Raw genomic sequence first — 18623 nt, 5'->3', positions numbered from 1 at the left:
GCCGTCGTCGGGCGGGGCCGTCCACCCGGCGGGGCCCGCACCGGTACCGCAGGGCAGCTAGGGCGTGTCTCCCATATGGGTGTCCGGACTGCCGGCAGGATGAGCCGGTGAGTTCGTCGAGGTTCGCGCTGCTCTCGGATGCTCAGTGGCAGTTGATCGGGCCGCTGCTGCCCTCCAACGCCGGGCGGCGTGGGCACCCGTTCGGCGAGGATCGCCGCGTGGTGGAGGGGATCATCTTCCGATACCGAACCGGGATCCCCTGGCGAGATCTGCCGCGGGAGCAGTTCGGGCCCTGGCAAACGGTGTGGAAGCGACACCGCCGCTACGCCGCTGACGGCACCTGGGACACCGTGCTGGCCGCACTGTTGGCCCAGGCCGACGCCAAGGGCGAGATCGACTGGACGGTGTTGACAGGTGTCGGTGGACGCCACGATCAACCGGGCGCACCAGCACGCCACGAACACCACCCGCCCCGAGCAGGACACAGGGGGCACGGTCGAACTACACGAAATCCCCTGACGGGTTCATGCCCAGCCCGCTCGGCGGACCGCGAGAACCCGCAGGTCACGGCATCGGCCGTTCCCGTGGCGGGCTGACGACGAAGATCCATGCCGCGGTCGACCGGCGGGGCCGGCCGCTGGCGGTGGTGGTGACCGGCGGGCAGCGCAACGACGGCGCCATGCTCGAGCAGGTCCTGGCCGACATCCGCGTCCCCCGCCTCGGCGCGGGACGGTCCCGCACCCGACCCGACGCCGTGGTGGCCGACCGGGCCTACTCATCCGGGGTCAACCGGCGCGCACTGGCCCGCCGCTCGATCACCACCGTCATCCCGCAGAAACGCGACGAGATCGCCGCCCGCAAACGCCGCGGCTCCCTCGGCGGCAGACCACCCGGACTCGACGTTGAGACCTACAAGGGCCGCAACGTCGTGGAACGCCACTTCACCCTGACCAAGCAGTGGCGCGGGCTGGCCACCCGCTACGACAAACTCGCCATCACCTATCGCGCCGCCACCGTCCTCAGCGCCTGCATCACCTGGTCACGCCTATTGGGAGACATGCCCTAGTAGATCTCGGCCCAGACAACCTTGCCGTCCCGGCCGAAGCGCACGTTGATCCGGTCGGAACGCAGGTCGTCGAGTGCGGTTCCCCCGAGATCGTGGAGGGTTCTTATGCCGCGTCTCGGGTGAGGGCGGCGTTCTCGTAGTTGATCGGTGAGAGCCCGGCGGCGGCACTGTGTCGCCGCCGGTGGTTGTAGAAGCCGTAACACCAGTCGATGACCGCCGCCCGCGCCCTACTGATGGTGTCGAAGTCGTTGCGGGACAGCACTTCCCACTCCAGGCTGGAGAAGAACGCCTCCGCCGCGGCATTGTCGAAACACGACCCGACCCGGCCCATCGACTGACGGATGTCGAGCCGCCGACACAGAGCGGTGAACGCGCCCGCGGTGTAGGTCGACCCGCGGTCGGTGTGGAAGATCACCCCGGCGATTCGGTCCGCCCCGCCGCGGGCCGCCACCGCCATCCGGATCGCCGCACACGCCAGCTCGGCGTTCGGGTGCAGCCCCGTGGCCGCGCCGAGCAGCCGCCGCGAGTACAGGTCGATCACCGTGGCCAGATACAACTTCCCGGCCGCGGTGGGGATCTCGGTCATGTCCCCGACCCATCTGCGGTTCGGCTCGGCCGCAGTGAAACCCCGACGAAGCAGGTCCGGGAACTTCGGCGCCGTGCGGTCCTGGCGGGTCAGCCCGTTGTGCCGCTTGATCCGGCGGGCGACCAGGCCCTGGCGGCGCATCGAGTCCGCCACGGTCTTCTCCGACACCCGCCATCCGGCCTCACACAGGTCGGCGTGCAGACGGGGTGAGCCGTGTAGCCGCTGGGCGTCGTCGAACGCCACGGCCACGGCGGCGTCCAACGCGCAGCGGCGCTTCTCGGTCGCGGTGGCACCACCGTCGGAACGCGCGGCGCGGTCGAGCCACTTGTACAACCAGGAGATCGACACCCCCAACAGGGCGCAGGCCAGCGTGTGCGGCACCCGGTGGAAGGTCCTCTGGTCGGCGATGAAACGGGCCACGCTCACTTCGTCGCCTCCTTGACCCACAGGACCACGGATCGCTTGAGGACATCACGCTCCATCCGCAGCTCGGCGTTCTCCGCGCGCAGCCGCTTGAGCTCCTCGACGCCGCCGCGAGACAGGCCCTCGGTGTCCTCGCGGGCCTCTCGTGCACGGGCCACCCAGTTGCCCAGCGTGCCCTCGTTGACCCCCAGGTCACGGGCGACCTGGGCGATCGGCTTGCCCGTCTCCTCCACGACCCGGACCGCTCCGTCACGGAACTCCCGGTCGTAGCGCTTCCGTACCTCTGGCATCGCTACCCCTTATAGCTGATGCCTCCCCGATCATGGGGGAACGGGTCTGTAACAGGAACGGTGGTTCCGGCGTTGTTGGTCAGTAGTGCTCGGCGGACGGCCAGCGGTCACCGAAAGTGATCGCGAAGGCGTTGATCACCGGCTTCCATCGGATCGTCCACCGTGCGCGGCCTCGCCCGGTCGGGTCGAGGCTGCGGGTCACAAGGTACAGGCATTTCAACGCGGCCGCCTCGCTGGGGAAATGCCCTCGCGCCCGTACCGCTCGGCGGTAGCGGGCGTTGAGTGATTCGAAGCTCTCTTGTCAAGCAGCAGCTGCGGAGCTGGTCGGTGTGGTCGCCGTGGAGCGTCTTGCGTCGGTCCACATGTGTCTGATGATGATGTTCGCGAGCTGCCGCTTGTGGCTTCGCCGAGCCTCACGTTTTGTCTTGTTGTCGGTGACCCGTTTCGCCATGTACTCTTTCGCCGGCGGGTGGCATCGGACTTGCGTGACGTGCACGATGTGCAGAACAGAGTTGACAGCTCGATTGCCGCCGAGGTCGAGTCGGTGCCGACGGGCCGGCCCGTGACCTTCACCCGACGAGAGGGCGACGGGCGCGATTCCGCACCAGCGTGCAAACTGGGCCTCGGTCGTGAACCGGCACGGATCGCCGATCTCGACCAGAAGATCCATGGCTGTGACCACGCCGACACCGCGGACCTCTGTGAGGGTGCAGCCAAGGTCGCTGAGGAGGGCGGGAATCTGTCGGTCGAGTTCCTTGATCCGCGCCGTCAGGGTGATGATGTCGTTCAGGCTGGCCGCGAGCCGGTCGAGCTTGAGCCGCTCGGCTGGGCTGAGCAGATCGGGGTTCGCGACGCCGTCGACCAGGGACTGGAGCTGCGGGAGAACGCGGCTGGTCGAGGGCAACGTGGCGCGGATGGCGACGGGGAGCGTGACGAGTACTGCTTCGGACTCGGTGAGCAGCCGAACACGCTGCAGGACAAGAGATTCACGCCAGTCGCGGATCACCGTGAGCGTCTGCCATGTCGGGCTGGGCGCGGTGTGCTTCCCGGCCGGAGGCAGCTCGGGGTCGCTGAGGGCCTCTCGGGCGATGGCCTCCGCGTCCTCGGCGTCGGTCTTGGCCCGACGACGACGCTTACGCCGCTCCGCGGTGCGGTTGGCTTGGACTTCGCGCACGTCGTAACCCGCGGCCGCGAGCGCGAGGACCAGCGGCTGGCCGAGAAATCCCGATCCTTCGATGCCGATCCGGTCGATCGTCAGCTCGACACCGAGCAGGAACGTCAGCAGCTCATCGATACCGCCCTTGGTGATGGAGAAGGACTTGTTGTCGACCACGCCGCCTCGATGATCGAGGACTGCGATGGTAGCCGTATTCTTGTGAGGATCGATCCCCGCGACACCGTGTTCGTGCGTCAACACTTGTTCCCGTCTGCGTGGCCTATCGTGGACAGCGCAGGCCCGCGGTGTCGGCAGATCTGGGTTGAGTCAGGCAGGCTCTCTTCAAGCCAGGCACCGCGGGCCTGCGCTCACGCGGCCAGCCCGACACTTCGAATCGAAGACAGCCTCACGGCGTCAATAGCGTTCAGACTCGAATCCGCGAGTAGGCTATGAGCTGATCTTGGTCGGCCAAAGTTGATGTTGCTTGGGTCGGGAGTTGGGTGGTGGGCAAGCGGGCGGCCCGAGTGTCGCCTCGGGTGGCGGGTTCCTGTGCTGGTCGGGGCCGGTGCGGCCGGGTCAGGACGGAGCGGGCAGGGCGCGGACGCGGGCGAGGACCTCGGCGAGTAGGTGCTCGCCGGGTGGTAGGCGCAGGGTGAGGCCGCGGGCGTGGCGCACGAGGCGGGCGGGGATGGTGATCAGCCGCCGGCGCAGGGTGGCGATCATGGCCTGGCCGCCGCGGACGCCGTGCCCGACCAGGCGCCCGTCGCGGGTGCGGGCGGTGAGGTGGTGCAGCCACCCGCTGGTGGTGGCGGCCAGGAGTGCGCCCCACATCCAGGCTCGGTTCACCGCGAGGTGTCCGGAGGGGAGGTGGCGCAGCGCGGCGCCGTGCTTGGTGTCGCGGAACAGGTTCTCCACCTTCGTGCGGTGGCGGTACCAGTACTCGGCCTGCGCGGCTGCGGCAGGTGTGGAGACGTCGAGGTTGGTCACGATGAACGAGTAGGCGAACACCCCGTCGACCTTGGCCACCGTAGCGAGGTCGTCGAGCGGGAGCGCCCGCTGGGCGGGGTGCAGGGTGCGTCGGCGCCGCGCTCGCGGGTCACCGGAGACCTGGCCGTGGTCCAGGTCGAGCCGGACCCGACGGATCAGCAGCTGGGTCGCTGCGGGCCACCAGTTCGGGCAATAGTCGGCCACCGCGACCTGCGCGCCGGTCATGTCGATCGCGTCGGTCCACCCGTCGGCCGCGACGCCGTCGAGGATGCGCCACAGCGGCGCGATGCGTCGGGCGCCGATGGCGAACTCCACGCCGACGAACAGGGCTGCGCGGGCGAGCTGCCCGGCGAAGTAGCCCGCGTCCGCACGCACGCGGACTCGCCCCGCCCGCGCCTGCGCGGGGAGCGCGGCCAGCGCCCGGTGGAACAGCTCGGCGCTGGTGGCGCGGGGGTCATCCCGGCCCGAACCGAGGTCAGCGGCCAGCACCACCGCGGTGTCGGCCCAGGTCGCGACGTGCGGGCGGGCGACCCGCTGGCCTTGGTGGTTGAACGCCACGCCCTGCTTGAGCCGGCCGTAAACCTCGACATCGGTGGTGTCCAGATCGATCGTCACGTCCGCCGTCAGCTGCTCGGCCCGGTCCGGGTCGACCTGGGCGAGCAGGTCCAGCGCGGTGGTGTGCACGTCACCGAGCCCGGTCTCCACCGCCGCCCACTGCCCCTCGATGAACTTGCGCGCGAGCCCGGCGGCGGTCGTGGACGCCAACCCCGGCACCGGCGTGAGTGCCTGCCCGGCGGTGTCGGCGCGGTGCCGGTCCAGCCCGACCAGGAAGTCCTCCCCGCACAGCTGCGCCGCCGACATGCCGACCAGCATCTGCCCGGCGCTGCACCCGCGGTCGCGGTCCTTGATGGGCCCGACCGCGGCGTCGAGCTTGTCGATGATCCCGAGCCGGTCGATCAGCTCGGTCACCGCGGCCAGCCCGGAGAACCTGGTCAGCGCCGCGTCCGGCGCGCCGAGACGCACCCGCGCACACCGCGGGCGTCGCTTGCGTACTGTTCGCACCTGATAGGTGTCCTCTCAACCCGCAATGTCGTGTCGTCGCAAACACGATCATCGCAGGTCAGCGGGCACCTATCGCCATCTCCCCAGTCCGGCCACCAGCGCAACTCGCGGATTCGGGTCAGAGTCAGGGCTGGCCGCCTCGAGCATCGGCCGGGGAAGCAACGCCCTGACCGACTCCTTGATCTAAACACCCAGATCGCGTTCGTCGAACACAACACGGCACGGATCTCAGTGTGGTAGTCGAGGAACGGAACGAACTCGGTCCAGGCGTTGCGCCACAACCGGATCATCGCCGGATAAGTGCGACCCCATTTTTCGTCGAGGTCATCGAGAGCAGCGAGAGCGGCGTCGGCGGTGGGGGCCGTGTAGATCGCCCGAATCCCTCGCTTGATCGCATCGGTGTCACGCCGCGACGTCAACCGGAACGAGTTCCTGATCAAGTGCACGATGCATGTCTGCACGATGGTCTGTGGCCACACGTTCTCCACCACCTCGGGCAGGCCTTTCAACCCGTCGCAGACCAGGAAGAACACGTCCCGCATGCCGCGGTTACGCAGGTCGGTCAGCACCCCCAGCCAGAACTTCGCGCCCTCACCACCGGAGCCGGCCCACAGGCCCAGCACGTCCTTGCGGCCGTCGACGGTGACCCCGATCGCCGCGTAGACGGGCCGGTTGGCGACCTGCCCGTCGCGGACCTTCACCATGATCGCGTCCACGAAGACCGCGACGTACACCGCATCGAGTGGCCGCGACACCCATTCCTGCATCTCGGCGATCACCGAGTCGGTGATCCGTGAGACGGTCTCCTTCGACACCGACGCCCCGTAGATCTCCGAGAAATGCGCCGAGATCTCCCCGGTCGTCAAACCCTTCGCGTACAGCGACAACACGATCTCATCGACATCCCCCAACCGCCGTTGCCGTTTCCGAACGATCTGGGGTTCGAACGTCGAGTCGCGGTCTCTCGGTACCTCGATCTCGACCTCCCCGACAGCATCGGAGATCACCGTCTTCGACCGGTGACCGTTCCGGTTGTTCGTCGATTCCCGGTCCGGGTCGGCCCGGTTCTTTGCATGCCCGAGGTGCTCGGTCATCTCCTCCCCGAGCGCAGTCTCCAGAACGTTCTTGGTGAACAGCTTCAACAGCCCATCCGGGCCGGTCAGCTCCAGGCCGCGTGCTCGCGCGTCGGCCACCATCGCCGCCGCGGCGGCCTGCTCGGGCGAGAGCTGACGCCCTGAACCCGTCTCATCCTTGGCTGAACCCACAAGGTCCGATGTCATCACTCACAGTGCCCATCCCACCGGACCCGAGCCCGGCGTGTCGGACCGGAACCACCGTTCCTTGCACAGGCCCGGCAGCTTGGCGTCGCCGCCTGTGGCGGGGGCTACGGTGGGTGTTACCAGCGGTATGGTGTACAGTGTGTGAGCGTAGGAAGGCTCTACGAGTGCCGAGATCACTGTACGTGCTGGCGGGTGTAGAACGTTGGGGCGTTTTCCCAGGTGCCGGGACGGCGAGGAGGGGCGCCATGTCGGCGGCGACGGGTTCTGGTTCGGCGAAACAGCATCAACGGTCAGTAGACTTCGACGGCGGTGCTCCAGGAGGGCCTGCAGCTCGAGCGCGGGGGTGCGTGTGCTCGGTTCTGGCTAACGCGGCTTACCGGGCCGGAGCCGAGGATTTGCCGTGTGTCAATCCTCTTTGCGAGCTTCACACCGGTGACATTCCGGCCGCCGAACGGCCCTCGTCGAGTAATCAGCGATAGCGCAGCAATGCAGTATCCATGGCCGGTGCTTTGATTCCGGGGTGCGCGTGGAAGTCTCACGGTACTGTTCGCTGGACGATCGCTATGAGATTGCCGGGCGCGTTATCTAGTTTTTTTACTGCTAACGAGAAGGCGTAGGCGTGGTCGATCCCGTGCAGGTGACTAGCGAGTTACATCAGATGCTGTCTGACGTGCAGGACGACCGTCCGTCGATTGCGCGAGCGATTGTAGCGACAATGGTTCGCGTAAACGGCGATGTCCGCTTCGTGGATGGTGACACGGTAATCCGTGTGGAGTGTCCGGTACTGGAAGCGACGTGGCTGTTACGTCGTCTGGTCGACGGCATCTACGATCGCCCGCTCGATATGAGCGTGGTGCCGGCCGACGATCGTGCGTTACGTTACGTCCTTCGAGTGCGGGCCCGGGGCGGCGACTTGGCTCGGATGGTGGGCGCGCTTGATCGGCGGGGACGACGGGTGCAAGGGCTGGTGCCGGCAGTGGTGGCTGGGGGGCCGCTCGTGGCTGGCGGGGTGTGGCGGGCGGCGTTGTTAGCCGCTGGTCGAGTCGTGCTAGCGCATGGAGTAGCCCGGCTACAGGTGGATTGCCCGACGATGCCTGTGGCGATGGCCCTAGTGGGGGCTGCGCGTTCACTCGGGGTACGCGCTATGGCACGCGAATTGGCGACCAGCCACATGGTGGTCGTCAGCGATGCCGCGTCGGTGGATACGCTGCTCAGCGTGTTGGGGGCGCGCTCGGCGTCTGAGGCGCTGCGCCAATGGCGGCACAGAACCGCGCATCCCGCAGCGATTACAATTTCGCTCCAGGCTGTCAACGCTGAGCGGGCTACGGTTGCCGGTCATGCCAGCGCGGCGCAGATCCGCTGGGCATTGCAGGTCCTCGGCGACCGGACGCCAGAGCACCTGCAGACGATCGGGAGGCTTCGAGTGGACTATCCGTCCCTATCGCTGTCCGAGCTCGGTCGGCTCGTCGAACCGCCCCTTAATAAAGACACCGTCGCAGGGCGGCTACGCCGACTTCGCGAACACGCCACCCAGTTGCTCGACCCCGAGTCTCAGCTATGACAAGCAGTCGCTGAGCCGAACCGTCGTTTGGCGACCCGGAAGACCTGGGGTAAGCCCTAAGCCGGGGCTCCGGTCCATAGGGCGGTGATCAACAACATCGCTACTACCAGAGCGCAACCGAGGATCAGTAGCACCACCCAGCCTCCATAGCTGACCGGGTTAACGGCTAAGACTTCCGCCTCGGTCACATCCCCCGCGCAGTTCTCACGTAGGCGATGTCGGCCGGATCTTAGCTCGGACTTCCTAGATACGAGGGAGATAGGACCGGTCACGTCGCTAGCGTTCGTCTCCACACCTGGATCAACGACCGGTCGACACCGCTGGCGTGCATCATACTTCGATCGGGGAGAACCCCTAGTTCGGCAATCACCGAACGTTACCAACGCCGACTCGTGCTGGACACTGAGCCTTTCCCAGTAGTGGGGAGCGGCTGGCGGCGACACGCCGGGGGCGTGGAGGTGCTCAACGAGGGTGCGGGACCCCGGTAGAAGAGGTCGGTCCGCTCAAAGATCGACTCACCACCGAGGTCCCGCGTGCCCGATCCTGTCACCTACACCGCCGTGCTCCCGATCGGGGAGCCCACCGCGTCCATGTTGTCGCGGCTGTTGGCCGAGGAACGCCTCCGGCGCGGGACTCGCAGCGGGCGTCGGGCGCTGGACTGTGACCGCCACGCGGTGCTGGTGCTGCGCTGGTTCCTCGACGCGACCCGGGTCGCCCAGCTCGCCGCCGACAACCAGCTGAGCCTGTCGAGTACCTACCGCTACCTGCACGAAGGCATCGACGTTCTGGCCGCCGCCGCGCCTGGACTGCCCGGCGCGCTGCTCGCGGCCCGCACCGCCGGGCACACCCACGTTCACCTCGACGGCACCGTGATCCACACTGACCGCTCCCGCACTCCCGGACCGACCCCGGGAGTGGATCTGTGGTGGTCGGGCAAGCACCACGTCCACGGCGGGAACGTTCAGGTCCTCACCGCGCCTGACGGGTGGCCGTTGTGGACATCCCCGGTGCGCCCGGGCCGCGAGCACGACACCACCTGCGCCCGCGGCCACCCCGGCCTGCTCGACGCGATCGAGGACTGGACCGACGACACCCACGTCGTGCTCGCCGACCTCGGCTACGACGGTGAGAACACCCGCCTGACCTGCCCGTTCAAGACCCCCACCGGCGGTGGGCTGTCGGTGGACAAGCGCACCGTCAACACGCTGCACTCCGCCGTCAGGGCTGTGGCCGAACGCGGGAACTCCCTGCTCAAGACCACCTTCAAGGCGCTGCGTCGGGTCAGCTTCTGCCCCTGGCGGATCGGCGCGATCACCGCCGCCGCGCTCGTTCTCCTCCACGTCGAGCACGACCGAACCACATGATCAACCAGCACCTACTGGGAAAGGCTCACTGTTGAACCGCCCGTGACCTGCTTTAACGTAAATGCCGATCTGCGGTTCCCCCGGGCCTGTGCAAGGAACGGTGGTTCCGGTCCGACACGCCGGGCTCGGGTCCGGTGGGATGGGCACTGTGAGTGATGACATCGGACCTTGTGGGTTCAGCCAAGGATGAGACGGGTTCAGGGCGTCAGCTCTCGCCCGAGCAGGCCGCCGCGGCGGCGATGGTGGCCGACGCGCGAGCACGCGGCCTGGAGCTGACCGGCCCGGATGGGCTGTTGAAGCTGTTCACCAAGAACGTTCTGGAGACTGCGCTCGGGGAGGAGATGACCGAGCACCTCGGGCATGCAAAGAACCGGGCCGACCCGGACCGGGAATCGACGAACAACCGGAACGGTCACCGGTCGAAGACGGTGATCTCCGATGCTGTCGGGGAGGTCGAGATCGAGGTACCGAGAGACCGCGACTCGACGTTCGAACCCCAGATCGTTCGGAAACGACAGCGGCGGTTGGGGGATGTCGATGAGATCGTGTTGTCGCTGTACGCGAAGGGTTTGACGACCGGGGAGATCTCGGCGCATTTCTCGGAGATCTACGGGGCGTCGGTGTCGAAGGAGACCGTCTCACGGATCACCGACTCGGTGATCGCCGAGATGCAGGAATGGGTGTCGCGGCCACTCGATGCGGTGTACGTCGCGGTCTTCGTGGACGCGATCATGGTGAAGGTCCGCGACGGGCAGGTCGCCAACCGGCCCGTCTACGCGGCGATCGGGGTCACCGTCGACGGCCGCAAGGACGTGCTGGGCCTGTGGGCCGGCTCCGGTGGTGAGGGCGCGAAGTTCTGGCTGGGGGTGCTGACCGACCTGCGTAACCGCGGCATGCGGGACGTGTTCTTCCTGGTCTGCGACGGGTTGAAAGGCCTGCCCGAGGTGGTGGAGAACGTGTGGCCACAGACCATCGTGCAGACATGCATCGTGCACTTGATCAGGATCTCGTTCCGGTTGACGTCGCGGCGTGACACCGATGCGATCAAGCGAGGGATTCGGGCGATCTACACGGCCCCCACCGCCGACGCCGCTCTCGCTGCTCTCGATGACCTCGACGAAAAATGGGGTCGCACTTATCCGGCGATGATCCGGTTGTGGCGCAACGCCTGGACCGAGTTCGTTCCGTTCCTCGACTACGATGCCGAGATCCGTGCCGTGTTGTGTTCGACGAACGCGATCGAATCACTCAACGCCCGCTACCGCCGAGCGGTACGGGCGCGAGGGCATTTCCCCAGCGAGGCGGCCGCGTTGAAATGCCTGTACCTTGTGACCCGCAGCCTCGACCCGACCGGGCGAGGCCGCGCACGGTGGACGATCCGATGGAAGCCGGTGATCAACGCCTTCGCGATCACGTTCGGTGACCGCTGGCCGTCCGCCGAGCACTACTGACCAACAACGCCGGAACCACCGTTCCTGTTACAGACCCCCCGCCAGGGCCGACTCATCCTTCTCCGCGCCAGCGGTCTAAGAGCGTGTTTGAGAAGGGTCGGCGTGTCTGCGCTGGATGCGTCCGGGTGTGGTCCATCGTGGAGGAGTGGCTCGGCGTAGGCGGCGGTACCCCTCGGACACCAGCGATGAGCAGTGGGCGTTGATCGAGCCGCTGCTGCCAGCGGCGGGGGCGGGAGGCCGGCCGGAGAAGCACGCGCGCCGTGATGTGGTGGATGCGATCCTCTACGTCGTGCGCGCCGGGTGCGCGTGGCGGGCTCTACCAGTGGATTTCCCGCCGTGGCAGACGGTGTACTGGTACTTCAACCGGTGGGAGCAGCAGAGGGTCACCGAGCAGATCCTCCCGATCGTGCGCCGTCAGCTACGCGCTGATGAGGGCCGCGACCCCGAACCCAGCGCGGGGATCATCGACTCGCAGTCGGTGAGGGGCGCTGACACGGTCGGGCGGGACACCCGCGGCTATGACGCCGGGAAGAAGGTCAACGGTCGGAAGCGGTTCATCGTGACCGACACCCTCGGCCTGCTGCTGACCACGATGGTGTGCTCGGCCTCGGTGCAGGACCGCGATGGCGCCAAGTCGATCCTGCTCGACCTCTACCTGCGCACGAGGGTGCGGTTCGTCTACGCCGACGCCGGGTTCGCCGGGCGCCTGCTGGACTCTTGGGCGACCACGATCCTGCACACCAGCGTCGAGATCGTGCGCAAACCGCCTGAACAGCGCGGATTCGCCGTCCTCCCGCGGCGGTGGGTCGTCGAGCGGACCCTGGCCTGGGTCACCGCACACCGCCGCCTGGCCCGCGACTACGAACGCCACCCCGCAGTGTCCGAGGCCATGATCCGCTGGGCGGCGATCAACACCATCACCCGCCGCATCGCCCGTGGCGAACCCGCCCGACGCCAGCAGAAGTACGTAGTCACACCCTCAACATGATCTTCTCAAACACTCTCTAACACCAGCCGGAGGTGATCTATTGAGGTCAGCCCCGCACGGCTGATCGGCTCCACGCCCCCGCCAGGCAGAGGACGACCGACCCAGGTCGGTGAAGGCGGTGAGCAGACGCGGTCGGAATCAGCTACTCGGGCAGGCATACTCCCGCTATGCGCGAACGTAACGACATCAGTGATCCCGAAGCGATCGACCTGAATCAGCCGAACGCCGCCCGGGCCTATGACTTCCTGCTCGGCGGCTCGCACAACTTCGAATCCGACCGCCAGCTCGCCCGCACCGTGCGCGACGCCTACCCCGGCGCCGTATCCTTGGCTCAGGCCAACCGGGTGTTCCTGCGCCACGCCGTGCGCCACTGCGTCCGCGACCTCGCCATCACCCAGCTCCTCGACCTCGGCTCCGGGCTGCCCACCGTCGGCAACGTCCACGAGACCGCCTGGACCCACAACCCGGCCGCGCGCGTCGCCTACGTCGACATCGAACCGGTCGCGGTCACCTACAGCCGTCACCTGCTCGGCGACACCGACCAGGTCACCGTCACCCAGGCCGACCTGCGCCACCCCCGAGCAGTCCTGACCAGCCCCGGCGTGGCCGACCTGCTCGACCTCACCCAGCCGGTCGCGGTCCTGCTCATCGGGGTACTGCACTTCGTCTCCGACACCGATCAGCCCGCCCAGATCCTGCGCGCCTACCGCGACGCCCTGGCCCCGGGCAGCGTCCTGGTCCTCGCCCAGTCCAGCACCGACTACCCCGACCACCCCCAGCTCGCCGCCGAGATCGCCGCCGCCAACAGCCACTACGCCTCCACCCGCACCCCAGGCACCATGCGCAACCGCGCCGAGATCCACGCACTACTCACCGGCTGGGACCTCGAACCCCCCGGTCTGATCGACGTCGCCCAGTGGGCCCCCGGACAACACCACGCCGACCCCCTCGGCGGCTACGGCGCCATCACCCGCCCACTGACCCGCCCGGCCACAGCGCCGCAGACCAGGCCCAGAGCAGCCGGGCTGACCGAGTAGCGTCACCGCGTCGGCCCCTCCCGGACCACGCGGATCCCGGGCAGGGGCCGACCTGCCTCCCCCGGCTACGGGATCCACACCTCGAGTCTCCGTGGCCGTCCACGCCGCCGACACACTGCTCCGCTCAGTGCGTTCCAGGGCTCCCGCCCCGGCCGTCGGCGGCGAGCAGCGCGTCGGCGTAACGGTGTGCGGACGCGGTGTAGCGGGGAAGGTGATCGGCGAGCGCGTGCACCAAGGACGCGGTGGCCTCGGGGTGGCGGCCCAGGTCGGCGAGTGCGAGCGCCCGGAACACGACGACGGCGTCGTCGAGCCCGTCGCCGACGGTCGTGGACTCGGGATCGAGCAGAGCGAGGCTGTCCTGCGGCCGGCCGAGGTTGCGCAACGAGCTGGCGAGCTGGATGGTCGCGCGCCGCGCCTCATAGCCGCCGAGCCCGTCATCGAGCGCCGCGCAGTTTCCCGCGGACCACTCCGGCCAGCCCCACCGAGCGCATCGCCCGGTCGACCGCTCCGAACCCAGCCTCGGGCAGCACCGTTCGACGGATCAGGGCCAGCATCTTGCGACGCCCATAAAGTCCCTCTGGGGCCAGCACCGGTTCGCCGGCGCGGTTGGTGGTGAACGCCGCCGCACGGACGGCGTCTTCGACCAGGGCGTCGGTGACGGTCCGGGCCGCGACCCGGCCGGCGGCGCCGTTCCTGGTGCCGGTCCGAGCGCACCAGGCCCGCAAGGTTCGTGCCGCGATCGTGAGCCCCAGGGTGTTGAGGGCAGCAAGGATCGACTCGACGGCATGACCAGCAGCCCGCATCTGATCGACGAACGCGACGATCAGCGGTTTCGGGGGTCGAGCTCCCCCACGAAGAAAATCGTCGCCGACTTGAGGACCTCGTTGACCTCGCGCAGGCGCTTGTTCTCCGCCCGCAACCGCCGCAGCTCCTCGCGGTCATCGCTGGTCACGCCCGCTACGACGCCGGTGTCGACGTCGTGCTGGGACACCCAGCGACGCACGGACTCACGCGACACCCCGAGTGACTCAGCGACCTGGACATGCACGGCACGCTCGGTCGAGTACGCCGAACGATGCTCGGTCACCAGACGCACAGCCTGGCTCCGAACCGCTGGGTCGATCTTCTTGGGCACGACACCCATCCTCTCAGCCTGCTCACAACGGAGCGGCAGAGAAGCCGGGACGGTTCAGGCCTGACCCCATTTCCCACCGTGGCGCAACGTGCGCCACGATTGCTCCACGATAAGACCACAGTGGACGCCAGCATGATCATTTAAGACGATCGTCAGAGGATCATGGTTGTTCGCGCGCTCGCAGGTCAGACACGAAAAAGGCGGCGCCACCCGGAGGTGACACCGCCTACTTCCGACCGTCGGGACGACAGGATTTGAACCTGCGACCCCTTGACCCCCAGTCAAGTGCGCTACCAAGCTGCGCCACGTCCCGGCCGCCCCTCACGGGGACGAGCAGAACCCTACCGCACGACTACCGCACGGCCCCCGGGGGCCCGCTCACGCACCGCCGTCCGCGAGGTCGAGGACGATCTTCCCGACGGCCCCACCGGACCGGAGCAGATCGGGCACCCTCGCCGCGTCGGCGGCCGGCACGACCCGGTCGACGGTCGCCCGGACCCGGCCGTCCGCGACGAGGTCCAGCACCGGGACGACGGCCGCCGCCACCGCGGCACGCTCGTCCGCACTGCGGACGCTGAAGGTCGTCCCGATCAGCCGCAGCCGCCGGAACGACAGGGTGTCCAGGTCCAGGGTCGCCGCCGGACCGGCGAGCCTGCCGATCTGGACGGCGGTCCCACCGATCCGCAGACCGCCCAACGCCGCGGCGAGGTGGTCCCCGCCGACCAGGTCGAGGACGACGTCGACGCCCGCTCCCCCGGTGGCGTCGCGCATCGCAGCGGCGAGCCCGCCGGTCCCGACGACGGCCTGCGCCCCGGCGGCACGCAGCGCGTCCCGCTTCACCTCCGACGTCGTCGTCGCCAGCACCGGGGACGCCCCGAGCGCGGCCGCGAGCCGGATCGCCACCTGGCCCACACCGGTGGTGCCGCCGAGCACGAGGACCGAGCCGCCGCCGAACCCGGCCTGGGTGACCAGCGCGTCGTGCACCGTCTCGAGCGCCACCGGCAGCGCGGCGGCGTCGGTCCAGCACAGGCCGGCCGGTACCGGCAGCGCGCGCCGGGCGTCGACCACGGCGTAGTCGGCGAACGCCGCCGACGCGGTGGCCAGGATCCGGTCGCCGAGGTGCCGTCCGGGGGCTCCGCCGGTGCCGGGGCCGGCGGCGACGACCTCGCCCGCCAGTTCCATCCCGGCGGTGTAGGTCCCGTCGGGACCGGCGTGCGGGACCGGGTAGCCACCGGCGAGCGCCAGCAGGTCGGCCCGGTTGACCCCGGCCGCCCGGACCCGGACGAGCAGTTCACCGGGGCCGGGCTCCGGGGCCGGGATCTCGGTGAGGTCCCAGGTCCGGGCGCCCGGACGGCCGCCTCGCAGGGCACGCATGCGCTACTTCCTCCTCGGGCGCTTCTCCCGCACCCGGACCGAGACACGGATCGGCGACCCGCCGAACCCGAACTCCTCACGCAGCTTCCGCTCGACGAACCGGCGGTAGCCCGCCTCCAGGAAGCCCGAGGTGAACAGCACGAAGGTCGGCGGCCGGGTCTGCGCCTGGGTGGCGAACATGATCTTCGGCTGCTTACCGCCGCGCACCGGCGGCGGGGTCGCCGCGACCAGGTCGTTGAGCCACTGGTTGAGCCGGCCGGTCGGGATCCGGGTGTCCCAGGACTCCAGTGCCCGCCGCAGGGCCGGCGCCACCCGCTGGGTCGCGCGTCCGGTCAGCGCGGACACGTTGACCCGCTCCGCCCAGCGGACACTGATCAGGTCGCGCTCCAGCTCCCGGGTGAGCTGGTCGCGGCGCTCGTCGTCGACGAGGTCCCACTTGTTGAACAGGATGACCAGGGCCCGGCCCGCCTCGGCGACCATCGTCAGCACCCGCTGGTCCTGCTCGGCGATCGGCTGCGAGGCGTCGATCAGCACCAGCGCCACCTCGGCGGCCTCCACGGCCGAGCTGGTCCGCAGGCTCGCGTAGTACTCCATGCCCGACGCCATCTTGACCCGCTTGCGCAGGCCCGCGGTGTCGACGAACCGGAAGACCTCGCCGTCCAGCTCGACCAGGGAGTCGACCGGGTCGACGGTGGTGCCGGCGACGTCGTGCACGACCGAGCGCACCTCGCCGGCGAGCTTGTTCAGCAGGCTGGACTTGCCCACGTTCGGCTTCCCGACCAGCGCGATCCGGCGCGGACCACCGGCCGAGCCGAGCGCGTCGTCGCGCGGGGTCTCCGGCAGCACCTCCAGGATCGCGTCGAGGAGGTCGCCCGATCCGCGGCCGTGCAGGCCGGACACCGGGCGCGGCTCGCCGAGACCGAGCCGCCACAGCTCGGTGGTGTCCGAGGTCAGCCGGTCGTCGTCGACCTTGGTCGCGGCCAGCAGCACCGGGACGTCGGCCCGGCGCAGCACCCGGGCCGCGGCCTGGTCGGTCGCGGTCGCGCCGACCGTGGCGTCGACGACGAGCAGGACCGCGTCCGCCGTGCGCATCGCCGTCTCGGCCTGCTGGGCGACGAAGCCCTGCAGACCCTCGGCGTCGGGTTCCCAGCCGCCGGTGTCCATCAGCTTGAACCGGCGGCCGTTCCACAGGGCGTCGTAGACGACCCGGTCCCGGGTCACCCCCGGCACGTCCTGCACGACCGCCTCGCGCCGGCCCAGCAGCCGGTTCACCAGCGTCGACTTGCCCACGTTCGGCCGCCCGACGACGGCGAGGGTCGGCGTGGCCAGCACCTCGTCCGGGTCGATGCCCGCCGCCACTCGGCCCTCGTCGTCGACGGCGACGAACTCGGCCGGGTCCAGGCCCAGCCGGTCCATCTCCAGCCGGTCGGCCGCGCCGACCACATCGGCGGCGGTGCCGCCGCCGTTCTCGTTCTCGCTCACCTGTCACTCACGTCCCCGGCCGGATCGATCCGGCCGCTCTGCTGTCCCTCTCGGGACGTCTCCAGTTCGCGGACCAGTGCCCGCAGTGCTCTCGTGACGTCGGCGGTCGCCGTGGCCAGCCCGTCCCGTCCCGGTGCCGACGGCGCCGGCAGCGGCGGACCGACCAGCACGTCGACCCGGGGGCGAAACCGGCGCCGGGCGCCGTCCGCACGGCGGGTGCCGCGCACCGCCACCGGCAGGAGCACCGCCCCGGCCGACCGGGCCAGCCAGGCCGCGCCCTGCCGGGCCGCCGCCACCTCGCCCGTGCCGCGCGTCCCCTCCGGGAACACCGCGACCATCCCACCACCGCGCAGTACGCCCAGCGCGGCGGTCAGCGGCCGCCGGTCGACGACGTCCCGCCGGACCGGGATCTGTCCCAGTGCCGGCAGGAGCACCCGCAGCGGGCCGACGAACATCTCGGCCTTCACCAGGAACACCGTCCGCCGGCCGAACATGCCGAACAGCAGCGGCCCGTCGACGAACGCGCTGTGGTTCGCGACGAGCACCACCGGACCGGACGACGGTACCCGCTCACCGTGCCGGAGCCGGACCCGGTAGAACGGCACCCACAGCCAGGTCCCGATCCAGCGGGCCAGGTCGTGCAGCCACCCGAGGCCGTCCTCGGGCAGCGCACGCGCACGGCTCACCCGATCAGCCCCCGTTCCGCGACCAGCTCGTGCAGCCGTTCCAGCACCGCGTCGGCGGAGAGCCGGTCGGTGTCGAGCACCACGGCGTCGGCCGCGGCGTAGAGCGGCGAGATCCGGCGGGAGGAGTCCAGGCGGTCGCGCCGCTCGACGTCGGCCAGGGTGGTGTGCAGGTCGGTCTCGCGCCCGGCCCGCGCGTCCTGCCGGTCCCGCCGGGCCGCACGGACCTCGGGCGACGCGGTCAGGTACACCTTCAGCGGCGCGTCCGGCACCACCACCGTGCCGATGTCGCGGCCCTCGACGACGATCCCGCCGTCGGCGGTCGCCGCGCGGATCAGGCCGTGCTGGCGGGCCACCATCTCGGTGCGGACCTCCGGGACCGCCGACACCGCCGACACGAAGCCGGTGACCTCCGGGCCGCGGATCTCCGCGGAGACGTCGACCCCGTCCAGGGTGATGGTCGGCGCCGCCGGGTCGGTGCCCGACTCCAGCCGGGCGCCCGTCGCGGCCCGCGCGATCTCCTCGGCCGGGGTCCGGTCGGTCAGACCGGCCCGCAGCGCGGCCAGCGTCGCGGCCCGGTACATCGCCCCGGTGTCCAGATAGGCCGCCGAGCAGGCCCGAGCCAGCCGCCGGGAGACGGTCGACTTGCCCGTCCCGGACGGACCGTCCATCGCGACGACGCCCCGCAAGGCCACCTG

At 69.5% G+C, this 18623-nt stretch carries 15 protein-coding genes, 1 tRNA gene and 4 pseudogenes; 6 read left to right on the top strand and 14 right to left on the bottom strand.

Features of this window, described 5'->3' with window-relative positions; translation table 11 throughout:
* Nucleotides 1–128 precede the first annotated feature (128 nt).
* Nucleotides 129–1066, top strand: a pseudogene (locus AFB00_RS36415) (IS5 family transposase).
* Nucleotides 1067–1169: 103 nt separating this feature from the next.
* Here the strand turns inward: AFB00_RS36415 and AFB00_RS23960 are convergent.
* From AFB00_RS23960 to AFB00_RS23940, 6 genes and pseudogenes are all read right to left on the bottom strand, one after another.
* A complete protein-coding gene (locus tag AFB00_RS23960) occupies nucleotides 1170–2078 on the bottom strand; it encodes an IS3 family transposase (RefSeq protein WP_060710839.1) in 909 nt (302 codons plus the stop codon).
* On the bottom strand, nucleotides 2075–2365 hold the full coding sequence (locus AFB00_RS23955; RefSeq protein ID WP_060710840.1) for a transposase: 291 nt from the start codon (nucleotides 2363–2365) through the stop codon (nucleotides 2075–2077). The genes AFB00_RS23960 and AFB00_RS23955 overlap by 4 nt, the downstream gene beginning before the upstream one ends.
* A 79-nt stretch (nucleotides 2366–2444) precedes the next feature.
* A pseudogene (locus AFB00_RS33555) lies at nucleotides 2445–2660 on the bottom strand (transposase); the annotation flags it as partial.
* Nucleotides 2661–2666: 6 nt separating this feature from the next.
* The gene (locus AFB00_RS23950; protein WP_083275376.1) at nucleotides 2667–3782 is read right to left on the bottom strand and encodes an IS110 family transposase; all 1116 of its coding nucleotides are present in this window, start codon (nucleotides 3780–3782) and stop codon (nucleotides 2667–2669) included.
* Between the two features lie 315 nt (nucleotides 3783–4097).
* The gene (locus AFB00_RS23945) at nucleotides 4098–5531 is read right to left on the bottom strand and encodes an IS1380 family transposase (protein WP_068796312.1); all 1434 of its coding nucleotides are present in this window, start codon (nucleotides 5529–5531) and stop codon (nucleotides 4098–4100) included.
* 209 nt (nucleotides 5532–5740) lie between these two features.
* Nucleotides 5741–6850, bottom strand: a pseudogene (locus AFB00_RS23940) (IS256 family transposase); the annotation flags it as partial.
* A 619-nt stretch (nucleotides 6851–7469) separates the two neighbouring features.
* Between AFB00_RS23940 and whiA the strand changes: the two are divergent.
* The 5 genes and pseudogenes from whiA (at nucleotide 7470) to AFB00_RS23915 (ending at nucleotide 13251) form a co-directional block, all read left to right on the top strand.
* Nucleotides 7470–8411: a DNA-binding protein WhiA gene (gene whiA / locus AFB00_RS32320; RefSeq protein ID WP_156819708.1), complete on the top strand. Its 942-nt coding sequence runs from the start codon at nucleotides 7470–7472 to the stop codon at nucleotides 8409–8411.
* Nucleotides 8412–9001: 590 nt separating this feature from the next.
* Entirely contained in the window at nucleotides 9002–9775 is a 774-nt protein-coding gene (locus tag AFB00_RS23930) for an HARBI1 family protein (protein WP_068799934.1), read from the top strand.
* A 239-nt stretch (nucleotides 9776–10014) separates the two neighbouring features.
* Nucleotides 10015–11226 (top strand): IS256 family transposase, encoded by a 1212-nt coding sequence (locus AFB00_RS23925; RefSeq protein WP_231974483.1) that lies wholly within the window; start codon nucleotides 10015–10017, stop codon nucleotides 11224–11226.
* Nucleotides 11227–11341: 115 nt separating this feature from the next.
* Nucleotides 11342–12197: pseudogene (locus AFB00_RS23920) on the top strand (IS5 family transposase).
* A gap of 184 nt (nucleotides 12198–12381) precedes the next feature.
* Nucleotides 12382–13251: an SAM-dependent methyltransferase gene (locus AFB00_RS23915; RefSeq protein ID WP_068799059.1), complete on the top strand. Its 870-nt coding sequence runs from the start codon at nucleotides 12382–12384 to the stop codon at nucleotides 13249–13251.
* 124 nt (nucleotides 13252–13375) lie between these two features.
* On the opposite strand, the gene AFB00_RS23910 is transcribed toward AFB00_RS23915, so the two are convergent.
* From AFB00_RS23910 to cmk, 8 genes are all read right to left on the bottom strand, one after another.
* Nucleotides 13376–13651 (bottom strand): tetratricopeptide repeat protein, encoded by a 276-nt coding sequence (locus AFB00_RS23910; RefSeq protein WP_231974481.1) that lies wholly within the window; start codon nucleotides 13649–13651, stop codon nucleotides 13376–13378.
* A gap of 34 nt (nucleotides 13652–13685) precedes the next feature.
* On the bottom strand, nucleotides 13686–14054 hold the full coding sequence (locus tag AFB00_RS23905) for a hypothetical protein (protein ID WP_068799057.1): 369 nt from the start codon (nucleotides 14052–14054) through the stop codon (nucleotides 13686–13688).
* Nucleotides 14055–14074: 20 nt separating this feature from the next.
* On the bottom strand, nucleotides 14075–14338 hold the full coding sequence (locus AFB00_RS23900) for a transposase (RefSeq protein ID WP_197519595.1): 264 nt from the start codon (nucleotides 14336–14338) through the stop codon (nucleotides 14075–14077).
* Nucleotides 14339–14625: 287 nt separating this feature from the next.
* Nucleotides 14626–14699: transfer RNA gene (locus tag AFB00_RS23895), tRNA-Pro, on the bottom strand.
* 65 nt (nucleotides 14700–14764) lie between these two features.
* Nucleotides 14765–15760, bottom strand: coding sequence for a zinc-binding dehydrogenase (locus tag AFB00_RS23890; protein WP_068799056.1), 996 nt, complete (start codon nucleotides 15758–15760; stop codon nucleotides 14765–14767).
* Between the two features lie 3 nt (nucleotides 15761–15763).
* Nucleotides 15764–17176, bottom strand: coding sequence for a ribosome biogenesis GTPase Der (gene der / locus AFB00_RS23885; RefSeq protein WP_068800607.1), 1413 nt, complete (start codon nucleotides 17174–17176; stop codon nucleotides 15764–15766).
* A gap of 62 nt (nucleotides 17177–17238) precedes the next feature.
* On the bottom strand, nucleotides 17239–17928 hold the full coding sequence (locus tag AFB00_RS23880) for a lysophospholipid acyltransferase family protein (RefSeq protein WP_068799055.1): 690 nt from the start codon (nucleotides 17926–17928) through the stop codon (nucleotides 17239–17241).
* Complete coding sequence (gene cmk, locus AFB00_RS23875; RefSeq protein WP_068800606.1) at nucleotides 17925–18596, bottom strand: (d)CMP kinase; 672 nt, start codon at nucleotides 18594–18596, stop codon at nucleotides 17925–17927. Before cmk ends, AFB00_RS23880 begins: the two co-directional genes overlap by 4 nt.
* Nucleotides 18597–18623: the final 27 nt, after the last annotated feature.

The organism is Pseudonocardia sp. HH130630-07 (assembly GCF_001698125.1).
Taxonomy (GTDB): domain Bacteria; phylum Actinomycetota; class Actinomycetes; order Mycobacteriales; family Pseudonocardiaceae; genus Pseudonocardia.
This window is presented reverse-complemented; position numbering and strand designations above follow the sequence as displayed.

Coding starts and splice junctions, on each gene's coding strand:
- AFB00_RS23955 (WP_060710840.1), bottom strand. CDS start 2,365: ATGCCAGAGGTACGGAAGCGCTACGACCGGGAGTTCCGTGACGGAGCG.
- AFB00_RS23930 (WP_068799934.1), top strand. CDS start 9,002: ATGTTGTCGCGGCTGTTGGCCGAGGAACGCCTCCGGCGCGGGACTCGC.
- AFB00_RS23925 (WP_231974483.1), top strand. CDS start 10,015: ATGGTGGCCGACGCGCGAGCACGCGGCCTGGAGCTGACCGGCCCGGAT.
- AFB00_RS23915 (WP_068799059.1), top strand. CDS start 12,382: ATGCGCGAACGTAACGACATCAGTGATCCCGAAGCGATCGACCTGAAT.
- AFB00_RS23905 (WP_068799057.1), bottom strand. CDS start 14,054: ATGCGGGCTGCTGGTCATGCCGTCGAGTCGATCCTTGCTGCCCTCAAC.
- AFB00_RS23890 (WP_068799056.1), bottom strand. CDS start 15,760: ATGCGTGCCCTGCGAGGCGGCCGTCCGGGCGCCCGGACCTGGGACCTC.
- der (WP_068800607.1), bottom strand. CDS start 17,176: ATGGACCGGCTGGGCCTGGACCCGGCCGAGTTCGTCGCCGTCGACGAC.
- cmk (WP_068800606.1), bottom strand. CDS start 18,596: ATGGACGGTCCGTCCGGGACGGGCAAGTCGACCGTCTCCCGGCGGCTG.